At 70.9% G+C, this 14,640-nt stretch carries 10 protein-coding genes; 4 read left to right on the top strand and 6 right to left on the bottom strand.

The features are described from left to right. Positions 1-41: 41 nt before the first annotated feature. Positions 42-425, bottom strand: a complete 384-nt coding sequence (locus tag Pla133_RS19480; RefSeq protein ID WP_145068319.1) for a DUF1565 domain-containing protein — start codon at positions 423-425, stop codon at positions 42-44. Positions 426-483: 58 nt separating this feature from the next. Beyond that, positions 484-1,728 carry an AmmeMemoRadiSam system protein B gene (amrB, locus tag Pla133_RS19475; protein WP_419191742.1) on the bottom strand — a complete coding sequence of 415 codons (1,245 nt, stop codon included), beginning with the start codon at positions 1,726-1,728 and terminating at the stop codon, positions 484-486. A gap of 144 nt (positions 1,729-1,872) precedes the next feature. Here amrB and Pla133_RS19470 point away from each other — a divergent pair, with 144 nt between their 5' ends. Both Pla133_RS19470 and Pla133_RS19465 read left to right on the top strand, forming a co-directional pair. Then, on the top strand, positions 1,873-3,885 hold the full coding sequence (locus Pla133_RS19470) for a sigma 54-interacting transcriptional regulator (protein ID WP_145068315.1): 2,013 nt from the start codon (positions 1,873-1,875) through the stop codon (positions 3,883-3,885). Positions 3,886-4,051: 166 nt separating this feature from the next. Beyond that, the gene (locus tag Pla133_RS19465; RefSeq protein WP_145068313.1) at positions 4,052-7,366 is read left to right on the top strand and encodes a serine/threonine-protein kinase; all 3,315 of its coding nucleotides are present in this window, start codon (positions 4,052-4,054) and stop codon (positions 7,364-7,366) included. Positions 7,367-7,422: 56 nt separating this feature from the next. On the opposite strand, the gene Pla133_RS19460 is transcribed toward Pla133_RS19465, so the two are convergent. Further along, entirely contained in the window at positions 7,423-8,037 is a 615-nt protein-coding gene (locus Pla133_RS19460) for a carboxymuconolactone decarboxylase family protein (RefSeq protein WP_419191741.1), read from the bottom strand. Positions 8,038-8,439: 402 nt separating this feature from the next. Here Pla133_RS19460 and Pla133_RS19455 point away from each other — a divergent pair, with 402 nt between their 5' ends. Continuing rightward, complete coding sequence (locus Pla133_RS19455; protein WP_145068309.1) at positions 8,440-10,347, top strand: hypothetical protein; 1,908 nt, start codon at positions 8,440-8,442, stop codon at positions 10,345-10,347. A 96-nt stretch (positions 10,348-10,443) separates the two neighbouring features. Here Pla133_RS19455 and asd read toward each other — a convergent pair whose 3' ends face one another. Both asd and Pla133_RS26570 read right to left on the bottom strand, forming a co-directional pair. Beyond that, complete coding sequence (gene asd / locus Pla133_RS19450) at positions 10,444-11,259, bottom strand: archaetidylserine decarboxylase (protein WP_145068307.1); 816 nt, start codon at positions 11,257-11,259, stop codon at positions 10,444-10,446. A 101-nt stretch (positions 11,260-11,360) separates the two neighbouring features. Then, positions 11,361-12,143, bottom strand: coding sequence for a hypothetical protein (locus Pla133_RS26570; protein ID WP_419191740.1), 783 nt, complete (start codon positions 12,141-12,143; stop codon positions 11,361-11,363). A gap of 66 nt (positions 12,144-12,209) precedes the next feature. Here Pla133_RS26570 and Pla133_RS19440 point away from each other — a divergent pair, with 66 nt between their 5' ends. Beyond that, complete coding sequence (locus tag Pla133_RS19440; protein ID WP_145068305.1) at positions 12,210-12,656, top strand: ACT domain-containing protein; 447 nt, start codon at positions 12,210-12,212, stop codon at positions 12,654-12,656. A 303-nt stretch (positions 12,657-12,959) separates the two neighbouring features. Here the strand turns inward: Pla133_RS19440 and Pla133_RS19435 are convergent, their stop codons facing one another. Then, positions 12,960-14,459: a hypothetical protein gene (locus tag Pla133_RS19435; protein WP_145068303.1), complete on the bottom strand. Its 1,500-nt coding sequence runs from the start codon at positions 14,457-14,459 to the stop codon at positions 12,960-12,962. Positions 14,460-14,640 lie beyond the last annotated feature (181 nt).

Below are 14,640 nucleotides of genomic sequence, written 5' to 3'. Positions count from 1 at the left end.
CCTCCTCCGAGTATCGCAGCGGATACGCGTCGTCGGCGCGCCTAGCCAGCATCGATCGGACCTCCGGGCAGTGACGCCGAATTTCCGATCCAGGACACTAGCAGCACGTCGGGCGCGCCCGCACCCGTGATCGTCGGTTCGATCAGGCGCGTGTTCTCGGGGTTGCCGCTGGCGACCAGCGAGATCCCGGCGACCAGGTCGATCGGGAAGCTCTCACCGGTGCCTTGGCGGTAGTCGCCCGGCGCGAGGACGATGGTCTCGGGCGGGGCGACCTGGGTCACGGCGTGGGTGATCGAGGCCCAGGGCGCGCCCGGGGTTCCGTCCCCGGTGGCGTCGCTAACGTGGACCAGGTCGACGTACACGTCCGCACCTGCGAAGGGCGCCAGGACGGCGGCCATGGCGATGGCGAGGAAGCGGCGAGGCATGGCGCGATCGTAGTTCCCAGTGGCCGCGATCGAATCGACGCGGTCCTCGGGGTGAGGATCAGTGGAAGACGATCGCGGCCGCCGTGGCGATCTCGCCGCTGGCGGGCATCTGCTGGTAGCCGAGGGTCGAGCCCTTCAGGTCCGAGCCGTCGAGCACCGAGCTCGAGCCCTCGAGCAGGCGCAGGAGAAGGTAGGGCGCCGCGGCGAGGGCCAGGCGGGTCGGGTCGCCGTCCTGGTCGGCGGCGGCCAGGAAGATCTCGTGGTCGATGCGCGTCGCCGCGTCGATCGCTTCGCGGTCGCGATCGGTGACCTGCCGACCCAGGTCGCCGCCCAGCATCGTCGCCCGCGCCCGCGGGAGCTCTTGGCCGAGGGCCAGGGCGGTCGGCGCGCGCCCGGCGTGCCACAGGTCCGCGGCCGCCACGATCAGGGTCCGTCCGGGCAGGGCGCGCACCGCGCGCAGGCCGTCGAGGGCACGCTCGAGGGCGCCGCCGTCGTCGACCTCTCCCAGCTCGTCCAACCGCGGCGTGCTGACCAGGGTCGGGACCACGGGTGTGTCGGGGAACAGCACGCGCAGGAACAGCATCTGCCGCTCCAGGGCGAGGTGGTCGCGGTGGGCGAGTTGCTCGCGACCGGGCAGGTGCCCCAGGGCGGCGAGGGCCTCGCGGTCCGGCTCGACCCGGCCCAGGGGCGTGTCGAACGGCTTGGAGAGGGGCAGCAGCAGCGGCTCGAGGGGCGCGCCGACCGACCCCAGCACGACGATGCGCGCGATGTGGGCGCGGCAGTGTCGGATCGAGGCGTAGGCGCGCGAGTACAGCGGCCCGGCCCGCGAGATCGGCGCCGAGGGGGTGATCAGCCCCTGGGCCTGGGGCAGGGGCGGCATGTCCCAGTCGTCGGCCACCAACCCGCCGATGCGGACCCGCAGGTCGAAGGCGTCGGCCTCGTACTCGCCGCCGGTGCCGCGGGCCGCGCGGGCCTCGAGGCTGCGGAAGGCGGCGAACGAGTTGTCGAACTCGCGCTCGAAGCGGGCGTCGCGCAGCAGCAGGAGCTGGCTCAGGCGTTCTCCCAGTGCGCGCGCCTCGCCGCTCACGAGGTCCTCGCCGAGTTCCCGGGAGGCCGCCCGGCTGACCTCGTCGAGGGTCGCGCGGCCGTCGAAACGCCGAATCACGGCCCATTCGCGCGGACTCAGCTCGAGGCCGCGGCCCCCGCTGGCGGGGCTCACCCCGAGGGGATCCGACAGGACCACACCCAAGGTGGGGTCCGCGGCCCGGTGGGTCACGGCGAGGGCACGGAGGTGGGGGAGCAAGGGGGCGGGGCGGAGCTGGGCTTGGCCGAGAACAAATCTAGGCCCTGGGGGCCACCACGGGGGGATAAGCTTCGACTCTGTGCGGTTACCGCACAGTGACCGGCCCTAGTTGATGTGGAGTGCGGTTTCGAACCGCCCACCCCCATGGAGCCCCCTCTGAAGCTCATCGTCGACGAAGACGGCCACCGCACGGTGGTGCCGGTGAAGTCCGAGCCCGTGCGGATCGGCCGAGCCGTCGACAACGAGATCCAACTGTCCGGTGGACGGGTCTCCCGGCACCACTGCCGTTTCGAGCCCGAGGGCGAGGGCGGCTGGGTGGTGGACCTGGGCTCGGCCAACGGCCTGGTGGTCAACGGCGAGGTGACCCGCAGGGCCTTCCTGGGCCTGGGTGACGAGCTGGTGGTGGGTGCGGCCACGATCAGCCTGGAAGCCGTCCCGGTGCCGACGCGGTCGATTCCGGGTGGTGAGCAGGCCCTGAGGACCCAGGTGGGCGGCAGCGCCGGGGCACCCGATCGCCTGCGGGTCTTCGCCGAGGTCTCCGGCGCACTCCTGCGCGAGACCGACCTGCCGCGCCTCTTGCGCCTGATCGTCGACTCGGCGGTGGGCCTGGTCGACGCCGAACGGGGCTTCCTGCTCCTGGCCGAAGATCGCAAGGGGGCACGGGCCTCCGGCAACCGCGGGGAGGCCGCCGACGACGGAGCCAGCGGAGTCGACGTGAAGGTCGCCCGCTCCTTCGACGGCGCGGACATCCCGGTGCCGGCCTCGCGCCTGTCCACCGGCATCGCCCGGCGGGTTCTGGCGGAGGGCAAGGCGGTGCTTTCGGTCGACGCCGGGCGCGACGAGCGCTTCGACGGCATGGCCAGCGTCGAGGACCTACGCCTGCGCTCGGTGCTGTGCGTGCCGATCGACGACGGGCACCGCACCGTCGGCGCCCTCTACGTGGACAACCGCCTCCAGCGCGGCGCCTTCGGCGAGCCCGAGGTGGAGCAGGCCACGCTCCTCGCCAACCAAGCGGCCCTGGCGATCCGCAACGCGCGCCTGGTCCAGGAGCTGATGGAGCGCAACCGCCGCCTGGCCGACTCTTGCTCGCAGATCGAGGCCTTGAACTCCCAACTCGGACGCAAGGTGCGCGACCGCGACGAGCAACTCGCGGTGGTGCGCTTGGCTCTGGGGCGCGAGCGCGGTCGCCACGACTACGGTGAGATCGTCGGAGCCAGCGACGCGATGAAGAAGGTCTTCGACCAGCTCGACCGCGTCGTGGAGTGCGAGTTACCGGTCTTGATCCACGGCGAGAGTGGCACCGGCAAGGAGCTGATCGCGCGCGCGATCCACAAGAACGGCTCCCGCTCCCAGAAACCCTTCATCAGCGAGAACTGCGCGGCATTGCCCGATTCCCTGCTGGAATCGGAGCTCTTCGGCCATTCGCGCGGGGCCTTCACCGGCGCCGATCGGGCCAAGAAGGGGCTGATCGAGCAGGCCGACGGGGGCACGCTGTTCCTGGACGAGATCGGCGACATGTCGCCGGAGATGCAGAAGAAGCTGCTGCGCGTGTTGCAGGACGGCGAGCTGCGCCCCCTCGGCAGCGATCGACGGGTGACCGTCGACGTGCGTCTGGTCGCGGCCAGCCACCGCGACCTCGAGCAGATGGTCAAGGAGGGCGAGTTCCGCGAGGACCTCTACTACCGCGTCAACGTCCTCGGCATGAACCTCCCTGGCCTGCGCGATCGGCGCGAGGACGTGCCGCTTCTGGCGCGCGAGCTCCTGGCCCGGGCGGCGCGCGAGATGAGTCGCGACGTGCCGATCCTGCCCCATGAAGTGCTCGCGGCCCTGACCTCCTACGACTGGCCCGGGAACGTGCGCGAGCTCGAGAACGAGATGCGCCGCCTGGTGGTCCTGGCCGACGGGGCCGTGCGGCTCGAGCAACTGTCGCCGCAGATCGCCGGCGCCCTCGGGGCCAGCGCGCCCGAGGCGGAGTTGCCCGCCGTGGACGGCGACCTGCGGGCCGCCGTGGCCTCCTTCGAGCGGCGGGCGATCCTCGGAGCCCTGGAGCGCCACGCCGGCAACAAGAGCCGCGCCGCGGCGGAACTCGGCATCAGCCGCTTCGCACTCCAGCGCAAGCTCGACAAGTACGGCTTGGCCTCCGACGGCGACTCCTGAGGCCAGCAGGGCGGGGCGGGCTCGAGATTCGGGCTAGCGGGCCCCGGAATTCGCGTCGATCGGGCCGGTACCGGCGACTAGGGTCGAGCGGCCCCCCTTTTGGCCCCGCTTGTGCTCGATCGGGCACTGTCGGTGGACCGAAGGGGACCAGGGGTACCCCCAGCCCATGTCCGCCCAGGTCCACCAGCTCCAGCGCTCCGGCGCCGATTGGCCCCAGATCCCCGGCTACCGCCTCGAGGCGGTGCTCGGTCGTGGGAGCACAGGGATCGTCTTCCGAGGCGTGCAGCTCGCGGTCGACCGCCGCGTGGCGGTGAAGGTGCTGCACGAGGAGCTCTCCGGCAAGCCGCGCATCGTCGGCCGCCTGAAGCGCGAGGCGCGCACCCTGGCCCGCCTGCACCACCCGCACCTGATCGGCGCGATCGACATGGGGGAGGTCAACGGTCGCTGGTGGTTCGCGATGGAGTACGTCGACGGCCCGACCCTGGCCGATCGGATTCGCAGCGAGGGGCCCCTCTCGGAGCGCGAGGCCCTGCGCCTGTTCCAGCCCCTGGCCGAGGCACTGGTCTGCCTGGGCGACGCGGGGGTCGTGCACCGCGACGTCAAGCCGGCCAACATCCTGCTCGAGCGCGGGCCGCGGGGCGGGGTCGTGCGCGCGCTGCTCGCGGACCTGGGCCTGGCCTTCGCGGAAGACGATCCACAGCTCACGGCCCAGGGCGGCACCCTGGGCACGCCCCACTACATCAGCCCGGAGCAGGCCATCGACCCCAGTGCGGTCGACGCGCGCTCGGACATTTGGGCCTTCGGCGCGACGCTCTTCCACGCCCTCTGCGGGCGTCCGCCCTTCACCGGCGAGAGCATGGCCGAGGTGCTCTCGGCGGTACTGCACGCGCGCATCCCCGATCCGCAACAGCTGGCACCGCACCTGGGCCGCGGCCTGGCCCTGGTCGTGCGCAAGTGCCTGGTGCGCGAGGCCGACGGTCGCTACGCCGACGCGCGCGAGCTGACCGAAGACCTGGAGCGCCTGCGCGAGCGCCGCGCGCCGCTGGTGTCGGTCTCCGGACTCGACCCGCTCGAGCGCCGGCCCGGTCGCTTCGGTCGCAACGGTTGGATCATCGCCGTCGCCGGTGTGTTGGCCCTGGCCGGCTCGTCCCTGGTCTTCTTCGATCCCCTGTCGACGACCGACGGGCTGGCGACGGACCGCCCGACGATCGCCGACGAGCGCGCGCTCCTGGACGAGATCCTGGCCCAGTCGGCGGGCGAGTCGAGTCGCCTGGCCGGCGCCTGGCGCGAGGTCGAAGGACTGCGTCAGGAGACGTCGGACGAGGTCTGGCTCCCGACTCGCGCGACGCTCCTGCGCCGCATCGAGGACGAGATCGACCGCGTCGGGCGTACGCGGGGCGAGGCCATCGACGAAGCCCTGGGATCGAGCGGCTACAAGGCCGCCCGAGACTTGCTCGAGCTATCCGGTCTGGAAGTGGTGGTGCGCCAGCGCACCGGTTTCCGGGTCGAAGAGCTCCCCAACAGCGCCCGGGGTCGACTGCTGGACTGGCGCGTCGAGCGACTGGACGAGGTCGACCGCGCCCTGGCCGACGGCGTCGAAGCCTACACCCACGCGGTGCGGCGCTATCGGGACGACGTGCTGCTGCCCGGGCTCGCCCGATTGGTCGAGGCCGGTTCCTGGAGCAGCGCCCTGGCCGAGACCCACTTGGACGCGGCCGCACTCGCGGCGCGGGCAGGACTCGACCCGGCCGGCTTGCCGTTGGAGGAACTCGAAGCAGCGACCCTCGAGACCCGCGTGCGCCTCGCCACCGAGCGCGTCTCGATCGAGGGGCGTTGGGCTCCGAAGTTCCGCGCCTTGGTCGACTTCATCGGGACGCTCGCAATGGACCGCGAGCGCCAGGCGCGGCGGCAGGGGGGCCTGCCCGACGAGCTCTTGGACCTGGGCCCGGCCGTGGACGCTGAGCTCACGCGCCGCGGCCTCGATCGCGCCGAGTTCCCCCAGGGGTCGGCCGCCGCCCTCGAGCAGGCGCGCACGGAGGCGCAGTCGAGCCTCGCGGAGGCGAGCCTGCAGGCCCTGCTCGAGGCAGCCGACGAGGGCCTGCGCCTGCGCGCGGACGTTGTCGCGCCAGCCCTGCTCGCGCGGCGGCGCTACGAGCGGGCCGCCGAACTCTGGCGCAACTTCGAGCGCGAACTCGATCCGCGTGTTCCCGACGAGCTCGTCGCGGCGGTGCGGGTGGAGCGCGACCTGGCCGAGCGTCTAGCCGGGATCCTGCGGCGCGCTGCCGAGACCGTTCGCGCCCGGCGTGGCGACACGATCGAGCTGCGGTCGCGCAACATCGGGGTCAGCGGCGAGCTCGAGGCCGGCATCGATCCCCTCGAGGACGGCTTCCGTTTGCGCTCGGTCGGGCGCGGTGGCGAGCGTTCCTACGCCTTCGATCTGCGGACGCTCGAGCTGGGCGATCTGCTCGGGCTGTGCGGTTTTGCGCCCGGCAGTGATCCAGGACACCTCGCAGCCCAGGACCGGTTGGGCCTGGCCCTGCTCTTCGCTGCCGAGGGCGAGCGGGATGACGCCGAGCGGGTGCTCTTCAGCGGTCCACTGCCGGATGCCGCGGCTGCCGTCGTCGAGCGACTGGCCCAGCTCGTGGCCAGCAAGCAGACTCAAGCTGCATCCGACGAGTTGCTCGGCCGCCTCGACGCCGACCTCGACGAGCGCGACTTGGCCGGCGCCGCCGCCCTGATCGACTTCCTGCTGGAGGAGCGCATCGAGGACGCGGCCGTGGGCATTCGCTCGAATGTCCTGCGACGCGATCGCGAAGCCCTGGCGCGGGAGCTGCGCAGCGGCACGGACCGCGTCTCCGAGTTGGCAGGTCGCTATCCGGACGCGCGCGTCGAGGGGGTGCTGGGCACCAGGGGCCGGGTGGTCATCCTCGGTGACGCCGGACGCGCCTCCTTGGTTCTCGGAGGTGCCTGGAGCCGCGATGCGACCGGTGCCCCGGCCGCGCGCTCCTCGCTCGGTTGGGAGGAGCTGGCTGGTGGGGCGGGACTCAGCCTGGAACTGGCGCCGCCCTTCGATCCCGCGGCGGGCCCCTGGTCCGTGGAGCTCGAGCTGGACTTCCCGGCCGGTCGGGATCCCCGCGCAATGGTCCTGTGTTGCGGCGGGTTCGTGGTCGGTTGGGCCGGGGGGGAGGGGGCCAGCCACAGCGGATGGGCGCTGGGGACCCAGGGCGAGCCCGAGTTGGTCGCGCGACTCGCTGCGGGCAACGTCGAGGCGCGGGAGCGGGGCCTGCGGGCAGGTGCGACCCATCGCCTGCGCGCCGAGTGGGATCGCCTACGCGGGGTCCTGCGGGTCTACCTCGATGGGGGGCTAGTGCTGCGCGCGGACCGCTCGCCGCGGGAGCTGAGCGAGCGTCCGCGGGTGGAGTTGCGGGTCTTGGACCCCGTGGTGGTCCGATCGCTGGAGGTCGAGGGCCCCCTGCGCTGATTGCGGGCCACGCCGGCGCTGCGATCGCTCGAGGATCCCGCCCGGCGCCGTCGGGGTCAGGGCTGCTGCCTGCCGTCCAGGGGGGCGAAGCGGGCCACGACCTTGCGGGCCCGCTCCAGGTCGTGCGGGTCGACGTGTGGAGCCACGGCTTCGACCACCCCGTGGACTTCCTCCGGGTCGGCTCCGCAGGCCACGGCGCCCCGGGCGTGGCTGGCGAGCTGTCGATCCTGGCCCAGGGCCGTGAGGGCTGCCACGGCCAGGAGCTCGCGCTGGGCGGCCGGGAGGCCGGGCCGAGTCAGGACCCGGCCGTAGGCGTGCCCCTCGACCCAGGCCGCGAAGTCGGCGTGGTGGCCCTGCAGCTCTGCGCGCACGCGGTCGGCGCGGCTGCCGTAGATGCGGTCGAAGAGCGCGCGGCCGCGTTCGGGGAGGTCCGGCTCGGCGAGGGTCTCGTCCGGATCCGGCTGGCCCAGGCCTCCCGCGCGCCCCAGCACGCCGAAGGCCTCCACGATGCGCGGGAAGCCGGCGAACAGATGGGTCTGAAGGAGAGCCTCACGCCAGCGCCGGTCGGGCCGTACTCCCGGGCGTCCTCGCAGCGCGGCCAGGTCGTCCCAGCGGCCCAGCACGGCGAAGACCGTCAGCTCTATCAGCTCTCTTTCCACCGTCGGGTCCACGGCGGCGGAGGGTACCCGCGCCGGGGATCCCGGCGTCGGTCCCGTCCGTCGAAACCAGGGCCGGGCGGTGCTGGACCCGGCCCGCTCGCGATCGAATCCGTCGAATCGGCGCTGCTGGGGTGCCGAGCGCGGCGCCAGTCGGCGTCCGAGCCCGATTCGAGCCGCTGTCCGGTCAAGCTCCGAGCGCCCGCGCGGCGATCAAGGAACGCAGCCCCATCCATCGCAGTTCACCGCTCCGGATCCACGCTCGGCCTGCCGAGACCGTCGCCCGGCTTCCCGCGCGACCCTTGACGGCGCGCCGGGGACAGCCGAGCCTGCTCGGCTCCAACCGGCCGACGGAGAGTCGATCCGGCCCGCCCCCCGCCCCCGCGGAGCTCCCATTCGGGCGTTCCCGCCCTCCGCATGAAGCAAATCGTCGCCGTCCTCGTCTTCACCGCCCTCGCCGCCGTGGCGTTCGTGGTGGTCCGCAAGCTCAACGAGGCTCCGCCGGAACAGGCCCAGCAGCAGCCCGCTGGCCAGTCCACCAATCCGAAGCCCCTGGCGCACCCGCCCAAGCAGTCGCCGCCCTCGAGCGGTTCGGGCAAGTCGTCGACGCTGACCAACCAGCAGGGCCAGCAGGTGACGATCTCGCCCATGATCTCGGACAAGGTCGAGGCCCTGGCGGAGGTCGACTGGGTCGATGCGGCCCACGGCGACAAGATGGTCCGGATGGCCGATCGCTGGGAGGTCGACCTCTCCGGCGTCGATCTCGAGGCGGACGTCGTGATCAGCTTCGAGGGGGGCGAGATTACCCGCGACGAGCTGCACCAGGCTGCGGTCACGCGCCTGCTCAACCCGCTGGTCGAGGCCCTCTCCGCGGTCGAGATCGGGCGCGGGTTCGCGGCCTCGCGCGGAGTCGAGCCGAGGGTCCTGTCCGACGATCTCAAGCAATTCCGCTTCGAGTTGTGGTGCGAGCAGCACGGGATCGACGTCGAGGTGGGCGACTACGTCATGGGCCTGCGCAATGGGATGCCCGGTCCGGTGGCCCGTCGCTTCTATGACGCGAGCGGCGATGCGGTGCTCGTCGGACTGACGAGTGCGCGCGAGCTGAATCAACTCTCCGCCAGCTTCCTCGCGAACCTGCCCGCGGGCGAGCCGTCGAAGGCGGTCGAGGCGCTGCTCGCCAACCTCGACGACGTGTGGAGTCGAGTCAGTGGAGGCGAGTCGGCCGAGGACCTCGATCTGAAGGGCCTGATGCTGACCCTCGAGCAGCTCGCGCTGCTGCGAATGGATGCCTCGCGAGAGGACATTGCGAAGCGGACCTGGTCGATCTTCGACCACGAGCTGCCGCCCAATGCGGCCATGGGCGTCGCCACGGGCGACCTCCCCGAGGGCATGGCGCCCTGGGAAGCCGCCGACGGCGTGACCTACATCGCGATCGACGAGTTGTGGCCGCTGATCGAGGAGAACTACCGGAGTTCGGCGCTGATCGAGGTGCTCCGCGAGTACCTGCCGTATCGCGTCCTGCGCGCCGAGCTCGAGCGCAGCGGCACCTATGCCGACGATCGGGCGGATTGGGCGCACTGGAGTGCGGAGTACGTCCAGGCGTCGGGCACCCTGCTCGGTGCGCGCTTCCTCAACATGAGCATCCTGGGCTTCCCGAACCTGCCCTACTACCGCGGGATGCAGCGCTTGATTCGTGGCTTCGAGCGCACCCAGGAAGAGGGCTGGCAGTCGGAAGAGGTGCTGCGCGAGTACTACTCGCGCAACCGCTTCCTGATCGAGTCCTGGCGCGCGATCCAGACCATGGCCTTCTTCCCTTCGATCCTCCCCGAGAGCCAAGGCTCCGAGCCGGACTTCGAGGGAGCGCTGGCGGCAGCGGAGGCGATGAGGGCCCGCGTCGATCAGGGGGAGGACTTCGTCACCCTGGCCAAGGACCACTCCATGAACCTCTTGAAGAGCTACCTCGACGCCCGCGGCGACGACGTGGCCAAGACGTTCGCGGCCTACTTCAGGGATGGACAGCGGAGCGACACCGTGACCGAGCTCGGGCGCTCGATCCGCGAGACCTACTACTACCGCATGCTGAACTGCGTGTCGGCGGTCTACAACGCGGTCGTGGAGCTGCGCGGAGACGAGGTCAGCCAGCCGTGGCGCACCGAGTTGGGCTACCTGTTGATCCAGATGAACGGGGCCTCGATGCGTGCGCTGGAGCAGGAGTTCGAGGACATCGAGGTCCAGACTCGGCTCTACCACCGCGATGTGTGCTACCAGGCTTGGGCCAACGGCGTGATCCGCTCGACCGAGTTCACGACGGCAGGGGACAACTGATTAGCCGGCCGCGCAGTCGTGCCCTCTGGATAGGGCACGGCTGCGGGGCGAAGGCGGGATCGCGCGAATCAGGTGGGCCGGGCCCTGGGGGGGGGCTCACTTGGAGAGCCGAGCCAGGGCTTCGCCCATGCGAACGGGATCCTCGGGGCCAAGCTGCGGAAGCGCCTGCGCCATCCCGGGCGGGAACAGCAGGATCACCGTCGAGCCGAGCTCGAAGCGCCCGAGTTCCTCTCCGCGAGCGAAGTGGGGATCGCGGCGAGTCGGGTATTCCTGGCCGGGCTCGACGCCCATCACGCGGATGCGGCCCACGTTGAGGGCACCGACGAGCACCAGGAAGTAGGTGCCGCGGCTCGAGCGAAGTCGTAGTACGGCGCGTTCGTTGCGGACGAAGACCCGTGGTCGGGCCAGGAGCACCTTCGGCGCGACCGAGAAGCGCGCGCCGTCGACCCAGCGCACCCGCTCGAGTTCGCCTGCCTCTGGGCAGTGCACTCGATGGTAGTCGCGGGGGGAGAGGTAGACGGTGAGCGCCAGCCCGCCATTGAGCTCCACCGGTCCGTCCGCCCCGCAATCGCCCTCGACCCCAGCCAGGAGCTCGGACACCGAGTAGGGCTGGCCCTTGGCCTGGAGGATCGTGTCGTTCTCGATCGGCTCGATCGACTGGACCCTTCCGTCGGCCGGCGAGGGCAGGAACATCGGGTCCGCGACGATCGGTCGGGCTCCGTCCACGAGCCGCCGCACGAAGAAGGCCGCCACGCTGGCGTAGCCGTCGAGCGGTGGGCGGGTCTCCTCTAGGTCGGCCTTGGCAAGGGCCGCGAAGATCCGGTGCGCCGGAGCGCGCAGGCGCTTCGGAAGGCGACGGTCGGCGAGCCATCCGACGGCGTGTGACCCGAGGGTGCGCAGGGGCGTGGTCATGGCGGCGAATGCTAATCGGGCCGAGGGCGGAAACCGCACTCGGCCCGATCGCCTCCGCCCTCCCGAAGGGAGCCGTCAGGCTCGGTCGTTCGTCGATCGGATCAGAAGCCGCCGCCGCGACCACCGCGACCGCCGCCAAAGCCCCCGAATCCGCCGCCGCCGAAACCGCCGAAGCCTCCGCGTCCACCCTGGTTCATCCAGGCCTCGGACACGCCGGCTCCGAGCCGCAGCTCGATCGCGCTGCGCGTGGTCTCGCGCACTTCGCCCATGCGGTCGCGCATGGTGTCGCGGGCCTCGCTGTCGGCCCAGTCGACTTCACCCATCTCCTCCATGACCGACATCCGCAGCTCGGCCTCGTCGGTCAGGATCGTCGCCAGGGTGTCCCGGTCGGCCCCGCTCAGCCCGAGTTCCTCAGCCAGCCGATCGGCCGTGCTGGCGGCGCGGTCCAGGGTGCGCTCATAGCGCTCGGCTTCGCGATCGGCCTCCTCCTGGAGGCGTTGTTCTTCCAGCACCTGCAGCACTAGCTCCTTGCCCTCCGTGCCCAAGTCGACCGCCTTGGCCGAGGCCAGCTCCATCTCGGAGTCGGCCAGGGCGACCGGGGTCAGGCCGACCGGTCGCCGGGACTCGATGCTCGCAAACTCCTGGCGGAGCCTGTCGACCTGGGCCTGGAGCGACGCGACGCTCATGGCGAGCTCGACGTTGTCGGCTTCCAGCGCGTCCATGTCGCCCTCGTTGATGGCGGCGCTCGCGACCCGCGGCAGGGCAGTGTCCTGGGCGACGCCGGTGGAGGAGCTGGCGTTGGCTCCGCCGACGGCGAATTCGAGGGCCAGGAAGGTGATGCCGCCGGCGAAGGCGCCGGCGAGGATGGGCTTGAGGTCGGACATCGGTGCTCGGATGCTTGGGGGGGGCGGAGGCCGCTATTCTCGTGGGTCCAACAGCCTGTCGATCCCATGGTTCCCCCTGAAATCGCCCGTAGTCTCGCCGAGGCCAGGGCTTCCATGCATTGGGCCATCGAGCCCAGTGCCTTCGCCCTGGTCGGCTTCCAAGGACCACCGCTGCCGGAAGACCTCGAGGAGCTGAGGGGGGAGGGGCCGGCCCAGATCGTCCGGGAGGGGGGCGAGACGACCATCCTGGCGGTCGCGGACGCCTGCGATCGGATCCTCGAGCGGCATCCGGCGGGGCGCAGCGAGCGACCCCTGGTCTGGATCCGATTCGAATACTCGATGGGCTGGGAGGTGGTGGGCTTCCTGGCCCTGGTGACCGGCGCCCTGGCCGAGGCGGGGGTGCCGCTGGGGGCAGTCTGCGGGTTCAGCCGCGATCACCTGTTCCTGGGGGAGAGGCACCGCGCCAAGGCCGTCCAAGTGCTCGGCGCGCTCTTCGGTCCGCCCCAGCCCTAGTGTCCTGGATCAGAAATTCGGCGTCACTGCCCGGAGGTCCGATCGATGCTGGCTAGGCGCGCCGACGACGCGTATCCGCTGCGATACTCGGAGGAGGCGCTGGCGACGCCAGCGGCGATCGGAGCCCGGGAAGTGACGCCGAATTTCTGATCCAGGACACTAGCCCGCGTCGCTCTCGCGTCGAGCGCCGCCCCCGAACGGGAGCGGCCCCCCCCGCGACGAAGCGCGGGAGGGGTCGCTTTGGCTCAAAGGCTCGAGTCATCGACTCCCGGACCTTGGCCCAGGAGTCTCCGACTCAGAGGCTCACTGAAGCACCGCGGTCTTGGCGTTGGTGAGCTCGGTCACGTCGAGCGAGCCGACGAGAGCCGAGACCTGAAGGCCGAGACCGTGGATGCCGAGGCGAGCGCCGCCGGCGCCGGGCGCGGCCGTCGCAAGCGGAATGGCCGCGGGCAGCTGGCTGGAGCCAGAGATGCCGCTACTGATGCCGTAGTCGAACAGCGAGGTGACCGAGCCGTCGATCGGCGAGATGTTGTTGGTGAACGCACCGAGGAGGCCGATACCGGCACCAAGGAACGCCGAGGTCGAAGCGTCGAAGTTGATGGCGATCGTCTGAGCGCCTTCACGGACCGTGTTCTGCGGGGGCAGAATGTAGGTACCGAACTTCGGCGGAACCACGCCACCGAGGTCATCCCAGGACAGGGCATTCTGCTGGCCAAGAGCACTCGGGGTGCTCGAGAGCAGAATGAACGCCTGGTTGAACACGATGAAGGGGTCGAAGACCGAGGCGGCCGCCGCAGTGGTCTGGGAGCCCGAGAGGCGGTCCAGGATGCGGAAGTCGATGGTCGACAGGTTGCCGCCAGTCACGGTCCAGTCAGCGTTACCACCGCCAGTGTTGGCGTTGTTGATACCGCTGAGGTTGGGGGTGCTGAAAGCGACGCCGCCGAACCACTCCGTGTCACCGGGCTGGTTGAGGAAGATCGTGCCACCGGTGAGGGTGTTGTTGATCTCGTCGAAGGCGGTCCAGCGCGAGCCCGCCACGGTGCCGCTCTGGTCGGCGTTGACGCCGAACAGGTTGAGGCCCGAGAGGACGTTGCCGTTGGTCGAGCCACCGGTGCCAGCGGGGTTGATGCCGTTGAGCTCGGAGGTCGAACCGATGAAGTACTGCTTGTTGAAGTCACCGGCGTTGACCGGGCCCTGAACCTCGAAGAGGAAGTGGGCCAGGAGCGGGGTGCCGGGGAAGAAGGCGCCAGCGACCGGGTCCGCACCGAGGGTGTTGGGACCCTGGGGCAGCGGGGAACCGGTGAACTGGAAGGCGATCTGCCAGAAGAAGCCCTGGTTCAGCGAGGAGCCAGCCGTACCGGCGATGACGCCGGGAAGGATGAAGCCGCCGAAGCTCTCGGACAGGTTGCCGGCTTGGGCGAAGAAGCCCGAGAAGCAGCTGTCGTCACCCAGGTCGTCGGAGACCTGCGAGTTGAAGAGCATCGGGCCGAGGTCGACACCGGGGATGGTGTTGTTGCCACCCCAGGCCTGGGTGTAGTACGCCCAGGTCAGTTCCCAGTTGCCGCCGTTGGTTTCGTTGCGGCCGCCCTGGGTGATGTCCACCGAGTAGCAGGCGCGCATCGCGTCACCGATACCGATGTCGGCACCGCTGGCGTTGACGTCGAAGAAGCCCGGTCCAAAGACGAGGACCGGGGGCCCGCTGCGAAGCGAGTTCCAGTTGTGGTCGTTGCCAGCCTGGGCGTTCGCCAGACCGGTAAGAGCCACGGCGGCACTGGCCGCCATGAGAGTGGAGCGATAGTTCATTCCCTGAGAACCTCCTGAAGGTTTCGGATGTTGTCGCCGCACCGCGGGGTGTGCCACACGAAGAAGTTCCGTGTCGACGTGCCCTCGGCCGGAAGGACGACCCCGGTCTCCGGAGACCACGATGGTCTCCCGAGGGGCAGGTGCGGCGATCCACTGAAGGCTACCGCACCAGTTCCCGTCG

It is taken from the genome of Engelhardtia mirabilis (assembly GCF_007748095.1).
Classification (GTDB): domain Bacteria; phylum Planctomycetota; class UBA1135; order UBA1135.
Note: the sequence above shows the minus strand (reverse complement) of the source record. Positions and strands in the feature narration are given on the sequence as shown.